The organism is Pseudarthrobacter sp. J47 (assembly GCF_049810315.1).
Classification (GTDB): Bacteria; Actinomycetota; Actinomycetes; order Actinomycetales; family Micrococcaceae; genus Arthrobacter.
In genome coordinates, this window is the sequence record NZ_CP187358.1 from 1105857 (window position 1) to 1125061 (window position 19205).

The window sequence follows — 19205 nt, forward strand, 5'->3', positions numbered from 1 at the left end:
GCTGCCATGCGCAACGCTTACGCACCGTACTCGAAGTTCCCGGTGGGGGCAGCGGCCCTCACAACCGATGGCAGGATTGTCAGCGGCTGCAACGTGGAAAACGCAAGCTACGGGCTGACGCTGTGCGCCGAATGTGCCCTGGTGGGCAATCTGCACATGAGCGGCGGCGGAAGGCTCCGCGCCTTCTACTGCGTGGACGGTGCGGGCAACGTGCTGATGCCCTGCGGCCGTTGCCGCCAGCTGCTCTACGAATTCAGGGCTCCGGACATGGAGCTGATGACAACCCAAGGCATTAAAACCATGGACCAGGTGTTACCTGACGCCTTCGGTCCCGAACACCTGGAGGATCCCCGGTGAACCATCCCAACCCTGCTCCCGCGCACGAAGCCTTCGACGCCGTCGATATCATCCGCATCAAGCGCGACAAAGGCGTCCTGACTCCCGAGCAGATTGACTGGACCATTGACGCCTACACCCGCGGTGCCATTGCCGATGAGCAGATGGCGGCGCTGAACATGGCCATCCTGCTCAACGGGATGGACCGCAGCGAGATTGCACGCTGGACGCGGGCGATGATCGCCTCGGGGGAGCGGATGGACTTTTCAAGCCTAAGAACGCCCGACGGCGGCACTAAGCAAACCAGCGACAAGCACAGTACCGGAGGCGTGGGGGACAAGATCACCCTCCCCCTGGCACCGCTGGTGGCGGTGTTCGGCGTGGCCGTGCCGCAGCTTTCCGGCCGCGGCCTGGGCCACACCGGCGGGACGCTGGACAAGCTGGAATCCATCCCGGGTTGGCGGGCTTCACTGAGCAATGAAGAGATGCTTGCCCAGCTCCAGGACGTGGGGGCAGTGATCTGTGCCGCGGGGGCGGGGCTGGCGCCTGCAGACAAGAAGCTTTACGCGCTCCGGGACGTCACAGGCACCGTGGAGGCGATTCCGCTGATTGCGTCCTCCATCATGAGCAAGAAGATCGCGGAAGGAACCGGATCGCTGGTCCTGGACGTCAAGGTTGGCTCGGGTGCCTTTATGAAGGATGAGGACATGGCCCGAGAGCTTGCCCGGACCATGGTGGAACTGGGCAAGGACGCAGGCGTGAACACCGTTGCCTTGCTGACCAACATGAACACCCCGCTGGGCCTGACCGCGGGCAACGCGATCGAGGTCGAAGAGTCTGTGGAGGTACTGGCCGGCGGTGGCCCGGAAGACGTCGTCGAACTGACGGTCCGCCTGGCAGAGGAAATGCTGGCCTGCGCGGGGGTACATAACGCAGATCCCGCGGCGGCCTTGAAGGACGGCCGGGCCATGGACGTCTGGAACCGCATGATCGAAGCACAGGGCGGTGATCCCCGTGCCGCGCTGCCGGTTGCCAGGGAATCGGAAACCATCTACGCGCCTGCCGACGGGGTGCTGGTGGAACTGGACGCCATGGCCGTGGGCGTGGCGGCATGGCGCCTCGGCGCCGGGCGTGCCCGTAAGGAAGACGCCGTACAGGCCGGGGCCGGCGTCCGGATGCATGCCAAACCAGGTGCCACGGTCCGCGCAGGAGAGCCCTTGATGACGCTGTTGACTGATACGCCGGAACGGTTCGCCCGGGCAAAGGAGGCCCTGGAACAGGCGGTGGTTATTGCACCCGAAGGCGCCAGGCCCGCCCAGCAGCTGATTATCGACCGGATCGCGTAGGTCCATGCAGGCCATCAACGATTTCATCCTGGCGGGTGCCAGCCAACCCTGGGTGCTGCTGCTGGTTCTTGCCTGCTGCATCATTGACGGTTTCTTCCCACCCGTCCCCAGTGAATCGGTTGTGGTGGGACTGGCTGCGGTCTCTGCCAGCGCCGGGGAGCCGCACGCAGGCCTGCTGATGCTGGTTGCTGCCCTGGGGGCGTTCAGCGGAGACAACATCGCCTACCTGATCGGCCGTAAGGTGGGCACCCGACGGTGGCGGTGGATGCGCGGGCCTCGGATGCAGGCGGCGTTCCGGTGGGCGGGCGGTGAACTGCGGAAGCGGCCGGCGTCGCTGATCCTGGTGGCGCGGTTCATCCCCATAGGCCGGGTGGCAGTGAACCTCACAGCGGGTGCCACGCATTATGCGCACTTCCGGTTCCTTACCCTGACCCTGATGTCGGCGGTACTGTGGGCGGCCTATTCCGTTTCCATCGGGTTGTTTTTTGGCAACTGGTTCAAGGACAACCACCTGCTGGCCGCCGTCATCGCGATCGTCTGCGCCGTAGCCCTGGGCATCGTGGTGGACGTGGTGATCAACAAGATCCGGGGCAAGGAGCCGGTAGTGGAGCGGATGCGCGACCACGGCCCCTGAGCGGACCCTGACGCAACCCTGAACCGGACCCTGATTTTCCGTTAGGCACCAGCAGGCGCGCCCAGCGTTGTCCACCCGTGGGCGGACGCTTGTGGCCCGTAAATCAGCCTCCGGGGCGACGTTGTGGCCACCCTGAACCGTTAGCGTGGAGAGCAGGTTCCCATGGCTGGAGCGTAGCGAACGACGCCCCGGCCATGGGACACTGAATAACCCGTTCAGTTACCTGTGGCAGCATCATTTTCGCTAGGAGCGCGACCCGCGTGGAGTTTATCAATGACGCAGTACTCCATGCAGCAGGGCAATGGTGGATTTATCCCATCCTCCTGCTGTTTTTCTTCGTTGACGGCTTTGCCATGGTGGTGCCCAGCGAGACCCTGATCGTTGCCCTCGCGGCCTTCGCCAGGGTCAGCGGCGAACCCAATTTGTGGATCCTCGGAACCACCGCACTGATCGGGGCCATCGCCGGGGACAACATGGCCTTTATGCTCGGCCGGAAGATCGGCCTGGAGCGCTGGAAATGGATGCGCCGGCCCAAGGTCCGGAAGGTCCTCGGCTGGGCCCGCTATGAACTTGATAAGCGTGGGGCCGTCCTGATCTTCACAGCCAGGTACATCCCCTGGGGCCGCGTCGCCGTCAACTATGTCGCCGGAAGCACGGGCTTTTCCCACCGGCGGTTCTTCCTGCTCGATGCCTTCGCGTGCATCACCTGGGTGGGGTACTCGATCGGTATCGGACTGCTGGCCAGCTCTTTCCCCTGGCTGCACCACAACCCGCTGCTCAGCGCGGGAATCGCCGTTGTCTTCGCGATCGTACTGGGCATTGCCCTTGACCACCTGCTGCGCTGGTGGCACCAGCACCTGGCCCGCAAGGACGCGGCTGAGGTTGACGAATGGCTGGACGGCGGACCGTCCGGGGCTACGCCCACCACCGCACCGGCTCCATCCCTGCTGGCTGCCCGGGTGAAGCCTGAGACCGGCGGGAAATAGCGGCTGGCATTAGCAGCGCACCAACCCTAAGGTTGGAACGTGACTGAGCCTATTGCTGACGCTGCCCCTGCCATCGATTTCGACCTGAAGAGCCTCCCCAAGGTTTCCCTCCACGACCACCTGGACGGCGGGCTCCGGCCGGCCACCATTATTGAGCTGGCCGAAGCCGTGGGGCACCAGTTGCCGTCCACGGATCCGGTGGCGCTCGGTGAGTGGTTCCGGGAGTCCGCGAACTCCGGTTCCCTGGTCCGCTACCTTGAGACGTTCGACCACACCATCGCCGTGATGCAGACCAAAGAGGGCCTCTTCCGCGTTGCCAAGGAATTCGTTGAGGACCTGGCGGACGACGGCGTTGTGTACGGCGAGGTGCGCTGGGCACCGGAGCAGCACCTGCAGAAGGGCCTCACCCTGGACGAAGCCGTAGAGGCCATCCAGGAGGGTCTGGAAGCCGGTACCGAGGCAGTTGCCGAAACCGGCCGCGAAATCCAGGTGGGCCAGCTCATCACCGCCATGCGGCACGCCGACCGCGGCCAGGAGATCGCCGAGCTGGCCGTCCGGCACCGCAACAGGGGAGCGGTTGGCTTCGACATCGCAGGCGCCGAGGACGGATTCCTGCCCGCCCGCTTCCGCGAGGCATTCACTTACCTTGCCCAGAACAATTTCCCCGCCACCGTCCACGCCGGCGAGGCCGCGGGCCTGGAAAGCATCCAGTCCGCCCTGGTTGACGGCCGCGCACTGCGCCTGGGCCATGGCGTCCGGATCGCCGAGGACATCCTGGTGGAATTCGACGACGATGAGGACGCCCAAAACGGTGTCACGGATTTCACCGGCGAAGATGACGCGAACATCGGCCTGGTCACCCTGGGCGACCTGTCCAGCTGGGTCCGCGACCGCGGAATCGCCCTGGAAATCTGCCCTTCCTCCAACCTGCAGACCGGGGCGATCGCCGGCTTCGGTGAGGGGATCGAAAGCCACCCGCTGGACATGCTGTACCAGCTGGGCTTCAACGTCACCATCAACACGGACAACCGGCTGATGAGCGGCGTAACCCTCACTGACGAATTTGAACTCCTGGTGGAAACGTTCGACTACGATCTTGACGACCTCCTGGAACTCACCCTGAACGCTGCCGAAGCCGCCTTCCTGCCCCTGGAGGAAAAAGAGGCACTGGTGGAATACATCAACGACGCCTACGGCAACCTTGGCTAAGGATTTGCCGGCGTATTCCGGGCCGGCTGCGGCTTCCTCACTTGGGGAAGCCGCAGCCGACCTGGTTGCACAAATTGCCGCCCTGCGGCAGCACTGCCCGTGGATGGGGGCCCTAACCCATGCGTCGCTGGTGGAGTACCTGATCGAGGAAGCCTACGAAACCGCGGAAACCATTGAATCCGGCGGCCCGGACGAGGACCTCCGCGGCGAACTGGGGGATGTGCTGCTGCAGGTGGTGCTCCATGCACGGCTCGCCGAAGAACGCGGATCCTTCAACCTGGCAGACGTCATCCAGGGGTTGTCCGCCAAGATGGTCCGCCGGAACCCCCATGTCTTCCGGCCGGACGGCACCCTCCAGGACTCCTTCGCCGCCACTGTGGAGGAGATCGAGCTCAAGTGGGACGCGGTGAAAAAGGCTGAGATGCCCGGCCGCGGCAGCCCCTTCGAGGGAATCCCCGAATCCCTGCCCGCACTGGCCAAGGCGCAAAAGGTCCTGGACCGGGCCGAACGCGCCGGCACTCCCGTCGCCGCGGCGCAGGTGCCCACCGCAGATACGGAAGAAGAACTCGGTGACTACCTCCTCGCCGTCGTACGTTCTGCCCGCGGCAAGGGCCTGGACGCCGAGCGTGCGCTGCGCGGCGCCATCAGGCGTGTAACGCAGGATGCCTTGCCGTAACGCGGGACACTCTGGACTAGGCTAGACCCTGACGAGGTGGTCCACCTCTCCCAAGTTTCCCAGTAGATCGCTTCACCATAAGGAGCAAATTCATGGCGCTTATCGATGCCATCCACGCCCGCGAGATCCTCGATTCCCGCGGCAACCCGACCGTAGAAGTTGAAGTACTGCTTTCCGATGGCCAGATTGGCCGTGCAGCTGTTCCTTCCGGTGCTTCCACCGGTGAGCACGAAGCCGTTGAACTCCGCGATGGGGACAAGGGACGTTACCTGGGCAAGGGTGTGCAGAAGGCCGTTGACGCCGTCATCGACCAGATCGCGCCGGCCCTCACCGGATTCGACGCCACGGACCAGCGCAGCATCGACCAGGCCATGATCGACCTCGACGGCACCCCGAACAAGGGCAAGCTGGGCGCCAACGCCATCCTGGGCGTTTCGCTCGCCGTCGCCAACGCAGCAGCAGCCTCGGCAGACCTGCCGCTCTACAAGTACCTGGGCGGCCCCAACGCGCACGTCCTGCCCGTACCGCTGATGAACATCCTCAACGGTGGCTCGCACGCTGACTCCGACGTCGACATCCAGGAATTCATGGTTGCTCCGATCGGCGCCGAGACCTTCTCCGAGGGACTGCGCTGGGGCGTTGAGGTCTACCACGCCCTCAAGGCAGTGCTCCAGGAGAAGGGCCTGTCCACCGGCCTCGGCGACGAAGGCGGCTTCGCACCGAACCTGCCGTCCAACCGCGCCGCACTGGACCTGATCCAGGAAGCCATCAAGAACGCCGGCTACACCCCGGGCAAGGACATCGCCCTGGCCCTGGACGTTGCCTCCTCCGAGTTCTTCAAGGACGGCGCCTACCAGTTCGAAGGCAAGGCGCTGAGCGCCAACGACATGAGCGCCTACTACGCCGAGCTCGTTGCCGACTACCCGCTGGTCTCCATCGAGGACCCGCTGGATGAGAACGACTGGGATGGCTGGAAGACCCTCACCGACGCCATCGGTGACAAGGTCCAGCTGGTGGGCGATGACCTCTTCGTCACCAACCCCGTCCGCCTGCAGCAGGGCCTGGACACCAGCACCGCGAACTCGCTGCTGGTGAAGGTCAACCAGATCGGCTCCCTGACCGAAACGCTCGACGCCGTCAGCCTGGCGCAGCGTGCCGGTTACACCACCATCACCTCGCACCGCTCCGGCGAAACCGAGGACACCACCATCGCTGACATCGCTGTGGCAACCAACGCCGGCCAGATCAAGACCGGTGCTCCGGCCCGCTCCGAGCGCGTAGCCAAGTACAACCAGCTGCTGCGCATCGAAGAGGAACTGGACGACGCCGCGCGCTACGCAGGCCGCAGCGCGTTCCCGCGTTTCAAGGGCTAATACCCGCCCAATCAACAGACCGGTGGCTATGGTGGAATGACCATGGCTGCCGGTCTTGTTGTTGGATCGAGTCCCGGCCGCCGGCTGCATCACGTTACAGGAGTGTCATGGCAACCCGCCGACCCAACGTTCCCAGGGTTACGTCCCCCGCCCGGGCACCGGAAGCCGAAAAGGACGCCGGCCAGGGCGCAGACGTAATACGCGCCGATTTTGGTGGCGGTGCGCGTGGTCCCGCCGGCAAGGGCGGCACTGGCAGCACACACGCCGGCACATCCGGCAGTGCATCCGCTGCGGCAGGTGGATCCAAGCCCGGCGAGGGAACGTCAGGAGCCGCGAAATCCGCTACTGCGAAGTCGGGTACTGCAACGTCTGGTGTAGGGAAGTCTGCTGCCGGGAAATCCGGCACCGCGAAATCCAACACCGCGAAATCCAACACCGCGAAATCCAGCACAGCGAAGAAAAAAGATGCGCCCGACGCCGGTGCCGAGGCAGCGGAGGACCTGGACCCGGTTCCCGCGAAAGCCTTCTCGGGCAGGATGCTGGCCCTTGCCGTCGTGATGATTGCCATCACAGTGATGCTGGCGCCGACGGTGAAGATCTATATCGACAAACGGGCGGAAATCGCGGCCCTGAACGCGGATATCGCGAGCAAGCAGGCGGAGCAGGACCAGCTGAACCAGCAGATCTCGCGGTGGCAGGATCCCAACTACGTGAAACAGCAGGCCCGCGACCGCATTAACATGGTTATGCCCGGTGAGACCAGTTACTGGGTGTTTGGCAGCGACCTGCCGGCGGAAGCACTCCCGGAAGCAGTTCCGGGCGCAGCTGCCGGAAGTCCGGTGGACGTGCCATGGGTGGACGCCCTGTGGGAGTCCGTCAAGCGCGCCGGCACGGACTGAACCGTGCCCACTGAGTGAACGCCCAAGCAGGCCGGCTCCACTTTCACCCCGCGGTGCCCGCCGCACGTCCGACGCCACAGCGGCGGACCAACCCGGGCAGGAAGGACAGCCATGGAACCGAATGAGGCACCCGCAACGGAGGAATCCCGTCGGCCCACGCCGCAGGACCTGGACGTGCTCAGCCGCCAGCTGGGGCGGCCGGTGCGCGACGTCGTCGAGATCCCTGCCCGCTGTGTCTGCGGCAACCCCCTGGTGGCGGCAACCGCGCCGCGGCTCAGCAACGGCACCCCGTTTCCTACGACTTTCTACCTGACGCACCCGGTCATTACTGCTGCGGTTTCCCGGCTTGAGGCCGGCGGCACCATGAACACCATGAACGGGCGGCTTGAAGGCGATGAAGCCCTGGCAGGCCAGTACCGTGCCGCGCACGAGGAATACCTCAAGGCCCGCGAAGAGATCGGCGCCCGCTCCGGCATTGGCCCGGTGCCCGAAATCGACGGCGTCTCAGCCGGTGGCATGCCCACCCGCGTCAAGTGCCTGCACGTGCTGGTGGGCCACTCACTGGCCGCGGGACCCGGCGTCAACCCGCTCGGCGACGAAGCACTGGACCTGATCAGTGAATGGTGGACAGCAGACCGCTGCTACTGCGAGGGCGCCTGGGATACAGCGGGCGAAGCGCCGGACCGCGACTTGAGCCGGCATGGCCCGCAAGGCCTGCCGGACATTGTTGGCCGCCCGGCACCCGTCCGTAAGTCCTCCGGCACGGGGTCTTCCAACACCGGGAGCGCCCAGTGACCCGCGTCGCCGCCATCGACTGCGGCACGAACTCCATCCGCCTGTTGATAGCTGATATCGACCGATCGGGTGGGCAGCCCCACCTCACGGACGTGGTCCGCGAAATGCGCGTGGTCCGGCTGGGCCAGGGCGTGGACGCCACGGGGGAGTTCGCCGCGGAAGCCCTGGAGCGCACGCTTGCAGCCACGGCCGACTACGCCCGGCTCATCAAGGAACACCAGGCCACGGCGGTCCGCTTCGTGGCAACGTCAGCCACCCGCGATGCACGCAACAGGGATGTATTTATCGACGGCGTCCGGGAGCTCCTGGGCGTTGAGCCGGAAGTGATTTCCGGGGCCGAAGAGGCCGCGCTGTCCTTCGCCGGCGCCAGCAGCGTCCTGCCGATCGCCGAAGGGGACCAGGTTCTTGTAGTCGACCTTGGCGGCGGCAGCACCGAGTTTGTTCTCGGTACTGCCGACGGCGTGACCGCGGCACTGTCCGTCGACGTCGGCTGCGTCCGGATGACCGAGCGGCACCTCCGCGACGATCCGCCCACCCCCGAACAGATCGCTGCCGCAGAAGCTGACGTCGACGCGGCCATCGATGCTGCACGGCGCGCCGTTCCACTGGAGCAGGCCACCGCCGTCGTGGGTGTTGCCGGCTCCATTACCACCATCACGGCCCACGCCTTGAAGCTGCCGGAGTACCTGCCTTCGTCCATCCACGGCGCACAGCTGAGCATCAAGGAACTCCGCGATGCGGCTGATGACCTCCTGACCAGCCCCCGGGCGGAGCGTGCGGCACTGCCGTACATGCACCCCGGCCGGGTGGACGTGATCGGCGCCGGCGCGCTGGTGTGGCGTCGCATCCTGGAACGCCTCGCGGGCCTGACCGGCGGGCGCATCGATTCAGCCACCGCCAGCGAGCACGATATTCTGGACGGAATTGCCCTGAGCATCGGCTGACTGCCACACCGGCCGGGTTCACCGCACGAGCATTGGAACGCAATGACCAGAGCACCAGTCCGGCTTCAACGGATCGCAGCAACCCTGCTGGCCGCAGTTCTGGCGGGAAGCGGGCTGCTTGTGGGCTCCGCGCTCCCCGCAGCAGCGGATGATATCCGGGACAAGGAACACTGGCTGGGCGGCTCCGGCATCACCAAGGCCTGGGAGGTCTCCAAGGGAGCAGGGGTCAAGGTTGCCGTGATCGACAGCGGTGTGGACGCCAGCCACCCTGACCTCAAGGGTGCAGTTACCGGCGGCTTTGATGCATCCGGAGCAGGCAGCCCGGATGGCCTGAAGAGCATTGGCGCCAAGCCTGAACACGGCACGCTCGTGGCCACCATGCTGGCCGGCCGGGGTCATCCCGCTCCCAGTACCGCAAGCCCCAGCCCCTCGGCGTCTCCTACGCCCAGTGCTTCACCCACTGCCGGCGGACCGGACGGCATCATCGGGGTGGCGCCGGAGGCTGAGATCCTGTCGGTTTCGACCTGGCTTGGTTCCGTCAACCCCGGTGGCAAGAGCGATCTGGACCAGATTCCGGAGGCAGTGCGCTGGGCTGTTGACAACGGGGCGTCCGTGATCAACATTTCGCTGGGCAGCACGTCCCCCCAGTGGCCGCAAAGCTGGGACGCCGCGTTCCTTTACGCGGAGCAGAAAGACGTGGTTATTGTTGCCGCCGCTGGCAACCGGGTGGGCGGCAACGTCCAGGTGGGCGCGCCGGCCACCGTTCCCGGAGTGCTGACGGTCGCCGGCCTTGACCGCTCCGGAGTGGCAAGCGTCGATTCGTCCTCCCAAGGGATTGCCATTGGCGTCGCCGCGCCGGCAGAAGACCTCGTGGGCGGCCTTCCCGGTGGCCAATATGCGGAATGGGAGGGCACCTCCGGAGCTACGCCTATCGTCGCCGGGGTGGCTGCACTGATCAGGTCCAAATGGCCGGACATGCCCGCCCGCGACGTCATCAACAGGATCGTGGCCACCGCCAAGGATGCGGGTGCCCCGGGCAAGGACCCGCTGTACGGGTTTGGCGTGCTGGACGCGGAGGCGGCCCTGAAAGCGGACGTGCCAAAGGTAAGCCAGAATCCGCTGGGCACCATTGCAGGCTGGATCCAGGTCCACCGCCGTGGCCAGGCCCCGACTGCCGCCCCTGCGCCGACCTCCGAAGTGGCCCCGGCCGTACCCACGTTGCCGGCCGCGACTGTCCCGGCCGCAGTTCCTCCTTCCGCGCGGGATTCTGTGGTGGCGGGCGCCGTCGTTATCGGGTTTGCCTTGCTGTTTGTAGCGATGGTGGTGGTTGCCGCGATCCAGCTGCGCCGGGCGTACAAAAACCCCGCATTACTGCGCGAGGAAGCGGATACGGGGGTGGTGCAGACAGTCGAGCAGGGCCCCAAGCCCAGCTAGTGAAGATTTTCACAAAGTGTTGTACTCTTAAGCTATGGCAACCACCCCAGAGCTCCAGGACCGTCCCCGGGTACTCGTCGTCGGCGGCGGATACGTCGGCCTGTACGTAGCACTCAAACTGCAGAAGAAGATCGCGAATGCAGGTGGCATCGTCACCCTCGTGGATCCACTGCCCTACATGACTTACCAGCCCTTCCTGCCGGAAGTAGCCGGCGGCAACATTGAGGCGCGCCACGCAGTGGTTTCCCACCGCCAGCACCTCAAGCAGACCGAGCTCATCCAGGGCCGCGTCACCTCGATTGACCACGCGAACCGCACTGCCGTGATTTCCCCGGCAGATGGTGGCGAAAACTTCGAGATCCCTTACTTCGACGTCGTCCTCGCCGCCGGTGCCATCACCCGCACCTTCCCCATCAAGGGCCTGGCGGACAAGGGCATCGGCCTGAAGACCATCGAAGAGGCAGTGGCGCTGCGCAACAAGGTGCTGGACCGCATCGAGGTTGCCTCCACCATGACGGACCCCGCAGCCCGCGCCAAGGCCCTGACCTTCGTGGTTGTCGGCGGCGGCTTTGCCGGTATCGAGTGCATCACCGAGCTGGAAGACCTCGCCCGCGCTGCAGTGAAGAACAACCCGCGCATCAAGCAGGAGGAAGTCCGCTTCGTCCTGGTTGAAGCCATGGGCCGCATCATGCCCGAGGTCACCCAGAGCCAGGCCGAGTGGGTTGTTGAGCACCTGCGCAGCCGCGGCATCGAAGTTCTGCTGAACACCTCGCTGGACAACGCCGAGACCTCCATCAAGCTGATCAACATGGCGGACAAGTCCCCGGCCCAGGAATTCGAGGCGGACACCCTCATCTGGGCCGCCGGTGTACAGGCCAACCCCATGGTCCGTTCCACCGACTTCCCGCTGGAACCGCGCGGCCGCGTCCGCACGTTGCCTGACCTCCGCATCGGCGGAGACGAAGGCATCATCGAGAACGCCTGGGCCGCCGGCGACATCGCCGCCGTTCCGGACCTCACGGGCAGCGGCCTGCCGGATGGCACCTGCGTTCCCAACGCCCAGCACGCGCTGCGCCAGGCCAAGCTCCTCGCGAAGAACCTGTGGGCCTCGCGCTGGGAGAAGCCGCTCCACGATTACAAGCACAAGAACCTCGGCGCTGTTGCCGGTTTTGGTGAGTGGAAGGGCGTTGCCAACATCAACCTCCTGGGCCGCATCGGGCTCAAGGGCCCGCTGGCCTGGCTGGCACACCGTGGCTACCACGGCATGGCCATGCCCACGTTCGAGCGCAAGTTCCGCGTCGTCTTCAACTGGATCGTCCGCTTCTTTGCCGGCCGCGACCTCACCCAGCTGATCGACCTTGACCGGCCGCGGGCTTCCTTCGTTGCCGCAGCCACCCCGGCTCCCAAGCCGGCCGCAGCAGCAGCTCCGGAAAAGGTTGCTGGCGCTCCGGTGGCCGGTGCCCCCGGTTCGGCTGAGGCCACCAAGGTGGATTCGCAGCAGACCGTTTCGGCGCAGGCCAAGTAGGTTCGTTTTTCAACGTCCGGCTTTCACCATCCGGATTTTCGACGGCGGCCGCTCCCGTAAAGGGGCGGCCGCCGTTTTGCGTGTTGCGGGGTTTGGCCGGGCCGGCGGCGGTGCGCATGCCTAGACTGTCCGTATGATCGACCAGACCCACCTGCCTTCCCTCCTGTCGTCGCTCACGCCGTCCCTGCGTGCGGGCGAGTACGTGTATGCGCTGTGGCCCGAAGGCCGTCCCGTGGAGGATTCTGTCGCTGCGGTGATCCGTGAAGCAGAAGGAACGACGGCGGTCCTGTCCAGGGAGCGCGCTGATGAGCTTGGCCTGGACTACTCCTTCATTGCAGCATGGATCACCCTGGATGTCCGCTCGGCGCTTGAGGCCGTGGGCCTGACGGCTGCGGTGAGTACCGCACTGACTGCGGCACATATCAGCTGCAACGTGCTGGCCGGATTCCACCATGACCACCTGCTTGTCCCGGCCGCGGATGCCGAGCGCGCCATGGAGACCCTCAGGGAATTGTCGGCCGCGCAATCAGGCCAGGAACCGGCTGCCGTTGCTGACACGCTGGTGCTCAGGAGCGAGACGCCTGCTGACCGACCGGCCATCCTGGGGCTGATCGGTGAGGCGTTTGCCGTCTCGCCCGTGACCGGCCGTCCTGTTGAGGGACCCATCGTGGAGGTGGGCCTGCTGGAGGAACTGTTTGATTGCGCTGAGTACCTTCCTGAACTCAGCGTCGTCGCCGAGTACGACGGCCGGATTGTGGGCTATGCCATCAGCACCAGGGGTTGGGTGGATGACTTTCCATTGCTGGGGCTAGGGCCGATCGGGGTGGTTCCCAGGCTCCAGCAGCACGGCATTGGCTCCGCATTGATGGCTGAGACCATCAAGCGGGCCAACGCCGCGGGCGAGCGGGGCATCGCCTTGCTGGGCAGCCCCGGCTATTACGAGCGGTTTGGATTCGTTGCTGCCGACTCCTTCGGGATATTGGCGCCGGATGCTTCCTGGGGGCACTACTTCCAGTTCCTCCCGCTGGCTCTGTGGCCAGGGGGAGTCCACGGCACTTTCAGGTATGCCGGGCCGTTTGCCCGGCTCTGACCTACGCCGTGACGGGATACCATTGTCCCGGCGCCCCAGTAGCCCAATTGGCAGAGGCAGCGGACTTAAAATCCGCGTGTTGTGGGTTCGAGTCCCACCTGGGGTACGTGGCCACGGAAGCCGTCCGCACTGTGCGGGCGGCTTCCGTCGTTTAATTCCGCATATGCAACGACTGTTATAAGGCTGTGACCGAAGTCACTTATGTTCGGGCAGAAATTGCATTAGCTTGAGTTAAATCAGGAACACCTGACCCATCCGCATCAAAGGCCGTTCGCACCTTTCGATCGAGGAGATTCTCAATGATTTCACTCCCCCCGGGGGCACCCCGCGCAGCCAAGCTCACAGCGCTTGGCGTCGGATTTGCCCTTCTGGCTACAGCCTGTGGTGGTACCACCACCCCGAGCGCCACGGACAGCACCACCACTGCAGCGGCGTCAGGAATTTCCTGTCCCGCTCCCGGTGAAGGTGCAGGCGGCACGGCCACCGCTACGGCCGGCGGCGGGGGCTCCGTGCCCGCGTCCACCACCACAGCTCCGGCTCCCCTGAAGCTCGGTTCCCTGCTGCCCACTACCGGTTCCCTGGCCTTCCTTGGCCCGCCCGAAATCGCGGGCGTCAACCTCGGCATCAAGGAAGTCAACGAGGCCGGCGGTGTCCTTGGCCACCCGGTTGAGGTCATCCACCGCGACTCCGGCGACACCAAGACCGACATCGCCACGCAGTCCACCACCGCACTCCTTGGCTCCGGCGTCAGCGCCATCATCGGCGCAGCATCATCCGGTGTCTCCAAGACCGTGATTAACCAGATCACCGGTGCCGGCGTCATCCATTTCTCGCCCGCCAATACATCCCCGGACTTCACCACGTGGGATGACAAGGGCCTGTACTGGCGCACTGCACCGTCAGACGTCCTGCAGGGCAAGGTCCTGGGCAACTACATGGCTACGTGTGGCGCCCAGACCGTCGGCATGATTGTCCTCAACGACGCCTACGGCACGGGCCTGGCATCCAACGTCAAGTCTGCTGTTGAGGCAGCCGGCGGCCAGGTCGTGGCAGAGGAACTGTTCAACGAGGGTGATTCCCAGTTCAGCAGCCAGGTGGACAAGGTCATCGCCGCCAAGCCGGACGCCATCGCCCTGATCACGTTCGACCAGGCCAAGAGCATCGTCCCGCTGCTGACCGGCAAGGGTATCGATCCCACGCAGCTGTTCCTCGTGGACGGCAACACCTCGGATTACAGCAAGGACTTCGAGCCAGGCACCCTCAAGGGCGCGCAGGGAACCATTCCCGGCACGTTCGCCAAGGATGCCTTCAAGCAGTCCCTGCTGGCCATTGATCCGGCCCTGAAGGACTACAGCTACGCCGGCGAATCGTACGACGCCGTCAACCTCATTGCCCTTGCCTCTGAAGCTGCTGGAAGCACCAACGGTGTGGACATCGCCGCAAAGCTGAAGGAAGTCTCTGAAGGCGGCGAGAAGTGCAACAACTTCGCCTCCTGCGTGACCCTCCTGCGCAACGGTGAGGACATTGACTACGACGGCCAGTCCGGTCCCATCACGTTCTCCGATGCCGGTGACCCCACGGAAGCCTTCATCGGTATCTACGAGTACCAGGAAGACAACACCTACAAGCCCGTCAAGGAAGAATTCGGCCAGCTGTAAAGCCGGTCTTCTGACACAAAAGACAACCCCCGTCCGGACCAGCCGGACGGGGGTTGTCTTTTGCGGTTTTACTGGTGCCTAGTTCTCATCAGCCAGCGTACCCAGGTAGAGCTGGATAACCTTGGGATCCTTCATCAGCTCGCGGCCGGTGCCCGTGTAGGCGTCCCGGCCCTGGTCCAGGACGTAGCCGCGGTCGCAGATCTGCAGGCAACGGCGGGCATTCTGCTCCACCATGATGACCGAAACGCCGGCCCGGTTGATCTCATGGACACGCAGGAAGGTCTCGTCCTGCTTGACGGGGGAGAGGCCTGCGGACGGCTCGTCCAGGAGCAGAACAGCAGGATCCATCATCAGTGCACGTCCCATGGCCACCATCTGGCGTTCGCCACCGGACAATGAGCCGGCCCGCTGGGCACGCCGTTTGGCGAGCTCCGGGAAGAGGCCTGCCACAAAGTCGAACCGTTCGGCGAAGTCCTTGGGCCGCTGGAACATGCCCATCTGCAGGTTTTCCTCGATGGTCAGTGCAGCGAAGACGTTGTTGGTCTGCGGGACGAAACCCACGCCCTGGGTGACCAGCTTGTTGGCCTTCAGCCCTGTCAGGTCCTTGCCGCGGACCACCACGGTGCCGGAGTGCACCTTGACGAGTCCGAACATGGCCTTCAGGAGCGTGGACTTGCCGGCTCCGTTGGGGCCAATAATGCCGATCAGCTCGCCCTTGCGGGCTTCGATGCTGCAGCCGTTGAGGATGTTAACTCCGGGGAGGTAACCGGCCACCAGGTTGGTGACCTTAACGACGGAGTCGTCAGCGGGTGCCGCAGCCGAAGCCGCTGCGGGGCTCGTGGCGCTCATTCTGCCTCCTTGCTGTGCCGGCCCGGTGTTTCCGGGTCCGTGCGGTTTTGCCCGGACTTGAGGTCCGGGGCCACGGAGTCCACCGCGATGATTCCAGCGTTCTCGGTGCCGACGATTGATTCCTCATCCGCCTCAAGCTCGGCTTCAAGTTCCTTGATGCCCTCGGCGTCACCGAGGTCGACGTCGTGGTGGGCGCCAAGGTATGCGTCAATGACGGCGGGGTCCTTCATCACTTCACCGGGCGGGCCTTCGGCAACAATCTTTCCTTCAGCCATGACCACCACCCAGTCGGCGATGTGGCGGACCATGTGCATGTCGTGCTCAACGAACAGGACTGTCATGCCTTCGGACTTAAGGTTCTTGATGTGATCCAGGAGTGACTGGGTCAAGGCAGGGTTGACGCCGGCCATGGGCTCGTCCAGCATCACCAGCTTGGGCCGGACCATTAGGGACCGGGCCATTTCAAGGAGCTTGCGCTGGCCGCCGGACAATGAAGCGGCGTAGTCGTCCTTCTTGGCATCCAGCTTAAACTTCTCCAGCAGGACCTCTGCCTGTTCGGTGATCTGCTTTTCCTGGCCGCCCCAGATCCCCTTGAACAGGGCCTTGGACAACCTTTCGCCGGCCTGGTTGGACGCGCCGAGGCGCATGTTCTCCATAACGGTGAGCTTGCCCATGACCTTGGTCAGCTGGAACGTGCGCACCATGCCCATCCGGGCCACCTTATAGGAGGAGACCCCCGCCAGGCTGTTGCCCTCGAACTGCCATTTGCCGCTGTTGGGTGTGTCAAAGCCCGTCAGCAGGTTGAACAGCGTGGTTTTGCCGGCGCCGTTCGGGCCGATCAGGGCCGTGATCTTGTGCCGGGGAATTTCCAGGTACTCGACGTCGACGGCGTTAATGCCGCCAAAGCTCCTGGTGACGTTCTCTGCCACCAGGATTGGATCGCGCTTCTTGCAGCCGGGGGTATTGTCCCCGGCGGCGATCGGCCGCGAATCGGTCATGTAATCGATGGAATCGTGTGTGGCGTTTTCGCCGTTGCTGCTCATGCGAATGCCAGCTCCTTCTTATTGCCAAAGACGCCCTGGGGCCTGAAGATCATCAACAGCATCAGGGCGAAGCCCACCAGGATGTAGCGCAGCTGCCCGGCCTGGACGGTGGTCAGCCAGGTCACTGCGCCTGACTCGATCAGGCCGTAGAGGACGCTCTGGGTAAGGGACAGGACCACCCAGAAGATCATGGCGCCGACGACCGGACCCAGGACTGTTGCCATGCCGCCAAGCAGCAGGCAGGTCCACAGGAAGAAGGTCAGCTCGGTGCCGTAGTTGGCGGGCTGCACAGCGCCGCGGGGGAGGGTGAAGATCATCCCCGCCAAGGCGCCGAGCACGCCGCCGATAACCAGGGCCTGCATCTTGTAAGCGTAGACGTTCTTGCCCAGCGACCGCACGGCATTTTCGTCTTCACGGATGCCCTTGAGGACACGTCCCCAGGGGCTTCGCATCAGCAGCCACACCAGCACACAGCACACGGCAACCAAGGACCAGCCCACCACGCGGATGAAGAAGTCGCGGTTGTTCATTCCCATGTAACTGCCCTCAGGGAAGGGGTTGAGCGCATAAAAGCCGCCCTCGAACGCTGCCAGGCCGTTGGCGGAGCCGGTGACGGACGTGAGCTGGTTGGTGGTGACGATGTAACGGACAATTTCGGCCGACGCGATGGTGACAATGGCGAGGTAATCCGCGCGCAGGCGGAGCGTCGGGATACCCAGGATGAGCGCGAAGATCACCGAACATATGATGGCGATCAGCAGGCCGACGAAGAACGGCACCCCGAACGTGAGCGTCGAGATCGCGAAACCATAGGCCCCGACGGCCATAAAGCCGGCCTGCCCGAAGTTCAGCAGGCCCGAGTAGCCGAAGTGGACGGCGAGGCCCAGCGCAGCGAGGGCGTATGCCGCCGTCGTGGGGCTGAACAGTTCACCAAAAGCACTGGAAAAAGCGAATCCATAATCCATGGCGGTCTCCTAACCCACACGCTCACGGCGACCCAGGATTCCCTGGGGCCGGAAGAGGAGGACAACGATCATGATGACAAGGGCGCCGACGTACTTGAGGTCGGCAGCGAGCCCGAACACCGTGGTGAGCTCAACGAAGATGCCAACCACAACGGAGCCGATCAATGCACCGAAGACCGTGCCGAGGCCTCCCAGGGTGACGCCGGCGAAGATCAGGAGCAGGATCTGCGAACCCATGTCGAAGGTGACGCCGGGGCGGTAATAGGCCCACAGGATGCCGCCCAGTGACGCGAGGACACCGCCGACGATCCAGACGAGCCGGATGACGCCGTCGACGTCGATGCCGGAGGCGGCTGCCAGCGCTGGGTTGTCTGCGACGGCACGCGTTGCCTTGCCCAGCCGCGTCTTCAGAAGGACGATTCCCAGAATGCTGATGACCACTGCGCTGATGAGCAGCGACCAAAGGTTGTTCGGCGAGATGGAGATCGGGCCTACCTGGATTTCCGCGCTTTGGGCGAAGGGCAGCTGCTGGGTGGCGCCGCCGAAGTAGAACTGGATGATGTAGCGCACTGCAAGGGCCAGGCCGATGCTGACGATCATCATGGGTACAAGGCTCATGCCCCTTCGACGCAGCGGGCGCCAGAGCCCGGCATCCTGGGCATAGCCAAAGAGGCCGCCGCCCACCAGGGCGAGGATGATGGCCAGCCAGAACGGGACGTTCATGGCGTTCAGGGCAAAGACCAGGACGGCTCCCAGGGTGACCATCTCGCCGTGGGCGAAGTTGGTCAGGCCGGTAGTGCCGAAGATCAGGGAAAGCCCAACAGCGGCCAGCGCCAGCAGGAGCCCGAAGCTCAAGCCAGCAACCAGGCGGTTAAGCAGGTTCTGCCCGAAGTCCTGTTGCTGGACCACGATGCCTTTGCCGAAAGCGAATATGACTGAGAGGTTGGACGTCTGGCTGAAGGAGACTGTCCGGGGGTTTTCCTGGCCTTCGGCGAGCTTGATGCCGTCGGGGAGGGTGGACTCGTCGAGCTCCACCTCGTACGTTCCCTGCGCGGGAACTCCGATGCTCCAGGAGCCGTTTTCGGCAGACTCGGTGGTTCCGGTGAAATCGCCGCTCTTGGCAGTGATGGTCACGCCGGCGAGGGGTGCGCGGGTGTCATCCCGAAGGAATCCGCTGATGGCGTTCTGGAATGACTGCCCCGTGGGGGATGGTGACGGGGCAGGGGACGTGGCCTGCGTTGCCGGAGCCAGGACCAGCAGGATTGCGATGACGAAGGCCGGCACGGCCGCCAGCACCTTCAGCAATCTGCGTGGCCGCCGGCGGGGCGGGCCTTGGGGTGCGCTTCTCAAATTGTTAACCTCCACTTGGGGGTGGAACGGATGCGCCGGTGGGACGCTACGAACGGACGGGAACGGAAGTGGCGTCGATCCTCGCGAAATGTG

Annotated in this window: 18 protein-coding genes and 1 tRNA gene; 15 read left to right on the forward strand and 4 right to left on the reverse strand. The window is 64.6% G+C overall.

Going from position 1 to position 19205, the window contains the following annotated elements:
• Nucleotides 1–6: 6 nt before the first annotated feature.
• From ACPJW8_RS05050 to ACPJW8_RS05120, 15 genes are all read left to right on the forward strand, one after another.
• Nucleotides 7–357 carry a cytidine deaminase gene (locus ACPJW8_RS05050; protein WP_425256456.1) on the forward strand — a complete coding sequence of 117 codons (351 nt, stop codon included), beginning with the start codon at nt 7–9 and terminating at the stop codon, nt 355–357.
• Nucleotides 354–1682 (forward strand): thymidine phosphorylase, encoded by a 1329-nt coding sequence (locus tag ACPJW8_RS05055; protein WP_330186728.1) that lies wholly within the window; start codon nt 354–356, stop codon nt 1680–1682. The genes ACPJW8_RS05050 and ACPJW8_RS05055 overlap by 4 nt, the downstream gene beginning before the upstream one ends.
• A gap of 4 nt (nt 1683–1686) precedes the next feature.
• Complete coding sequence (locus ACPJW8_RS05060; protein ID WP_330186729.1) at nt 1687–2316, forward strand: DedA family protein; 630 nt, start codon at nt 1687–1689, stop codon at nt 2314–2316.
• 260 nt (nt 2317–2576) lie between these two features.
• Complete coding sequence (locus tag ACPJW8_RS05065) at nt 2577–3302, forward strand: DedA family protein (RefSeq protein WP_330186730.1); 726 nt, start codon at nt 2577–2579, stop codon at nt 3300–3302.
• A 39-nt stretch (nt 3303–3341) separates the two neighbouring features.
• Nucleotides 3342–4511 (forward strand): adenosine deaminase, encoded by a 1170-nt coding sequence (locus tag ACPJW8_RS05070; RefSeq protein ID WP_330186731.1) that lies wholly within the window; start codon nt 3342–3344, stop codon nt 4509–4511.
• Between the two features lie 103 nt (nt 4512–4614).
• Nucleotides 4615–5187: a MazG nucleotide pyrophosphohydrolase domain-containing protein gene (locus ACPJW8_RS05075; protein ID WP_330186732.1), complete on the forward strand. Its 573-nt coding sequence runs from the start codon at nt 4615–4617 to the stop codon at nt 5185–5187.
• Between the two features lie 92 nt (nt 5188–5279).
• Nucleotides 5280–6560, forward strand: coding sequence for a phosphopyruvate hydratase (gene eno, locus ACPJW8_RS05080; RefSeq protein ID WP_330186733.1), 1281 nt, complete (start codon nt 5280–5282; stop codon nt 6558–6560).
• Between the two features lie 107 nt (nt 6561–6667).
• On the forward strand, nt 6668–7459 hold the full coding sequence (locus tag ACPJW8_RS05085; RefSeq protein WP_330194135.1) for a septum formation initiator family protein: 792 nt from the start codon (nt 6668–6670) through the stop codon (nt 7457–7459).
• Nucleotides 7460–7570: 111 nt separating this feature from the next.
• The gene (locus tag ACPJW8_RS05090) at nt 7571–8254 is read left to right on the forward strand and encodes a DUF501 domain-containing protein (protein WP_330186735.1); all 684 of its coding nucleotides are present in this window, start codon (nt 7571–7573) and stop codon (nt 8252–8254) included.
• Nucleotides 8251–9198 carry a Ppx/GppA phosphatase family protein gene (locus tag ACPJW8_RS05095; protein WP_330186736.1) on the forward strand — a complete coding sequence of 316 codons (948 nt, stop codon included), beginning with the start codon at nt 8251–8253 and terminating at the stop codon, nt 9196–9198. Before ACPJW8_RS05090 ends, ACPJW8_RS05095 begins: the two co-directional genes overlap by 4 nt.
• Nucleotides 9199–9240: 42 nt before the next feature.
• Complete coding sequence (locus ACPJW8_RS05100; protein ID WP_330186737.1) at nt 9241–10632, forward strand: S8 family serine peptidase; 1392 nt, start codon at nt 9241–9243, stop codon at nt 10630–10632.
• A 34-nt stretch (nt 10633–10666) separates the two neighbouring features.
• Nucleotides 10667–12157 (forward strand): NAD(P)/FAD-dependent oxidoreductase, encoded by a 1491-nt coding sequence (locus ACPJW8_RS05105; protein ID WP_330186738.1) that lies wholly within the window; start codon nt 10667–10669, stop codon nt 12155–12157.
• Between the two features lie 133 nt (nt 12158–12290).
• Nucleotides 12291–13247, forward strand: coding sequence for an N-acetyltransferase (locus ACPJW8_RS05110; RefSeq protein ID WP_330186739.1), 957 nt, complete (start codon nt 12291–12293; stop codon nt 13245–13247).
• A 32-nt stretch (nt 13248–13279) separates the two neighbouring features.
• Nucleotides 13280–13353, forward strand: a tRNA-Leu gene (locus ACPJW8_RS05115).
• 193 nt (nt 13354–13546) lie between these two features.
• Complete coding sequence (locus ACPJW8_RS05120) at nt 13547–14905, forward strand: ABC transporter substrate-binding protein (RefSeq protein WP_330186740.1); 1359 nt, start codon at nt 13547–13549, stop codon at nt 14903–14905.
• A 78-nt stretch (nt 14906–14983) separates the two neighbouring features.
• On the opposite strand, the gene ACPJW8_RS05125 is transcribed toward ACPJW8_RS05120, so the two are convergent.
• From ACPJW8_RS05125 to ACPJW8_RS05140, 4 genes are read right to left on the reverse strand one after another with little or no spacing between them, the layout of a single operon-like run.
• Nucleotides 14984–15754 carry an ABC transporter ATP-binding protein gene (locus ACPJW8_RS05125; protein WP_330186741.1) on the reverse strand — a complete coding sequence of 257 codons (771 nt, stop codon included), beginning with the start codon at nt 15752–15754 and terminating at the stop codon, nt 14984–14986.
• A complete protein-coding gene (locus ACPJW8_RS05130) occupies nt 15751–16797 on the reverse strand; it encodes an ABC transporter ATP-binding protein (protein ID WP_330186742.1) in 1047 nt (348 codons plus the stop codon). The genes ACPJW8_RS05125 and ACPJW8_RS05130 overlap by 4 nt, the downstream gene beginning before the upstream one ends.
• Nucleotides 16794–17762, reverse strand: a complete 969-nt coding sequence (locus ACPJW8_RS05135) for a branched-chain amino acid ABC transporter permease (RefSeq protein ID WP_330186743.1) — start codon at nt 17760–17762, stop codon at nt 16794–16796. Before ACPJW8_RS05135 ends, ACPJW8_RS05130 begins: the two co-directional genes overlap by 4 nt.
• 9 nt (nt 17763–17771) lie before the next feature.
• Nucleotides 17772–19055, reverse strand: coding sequence for a branched-chain amino acid ABC transporter permease (locus ACPJW8_RS05140; RefSeq protein WP_330187019.1), 1284 nt, complete (start codon nt 19053–19055; stop codon nt 17772–17774).
• Between the last annotated feature and the right edge of the window lie 150 nt (nt 19056–19205).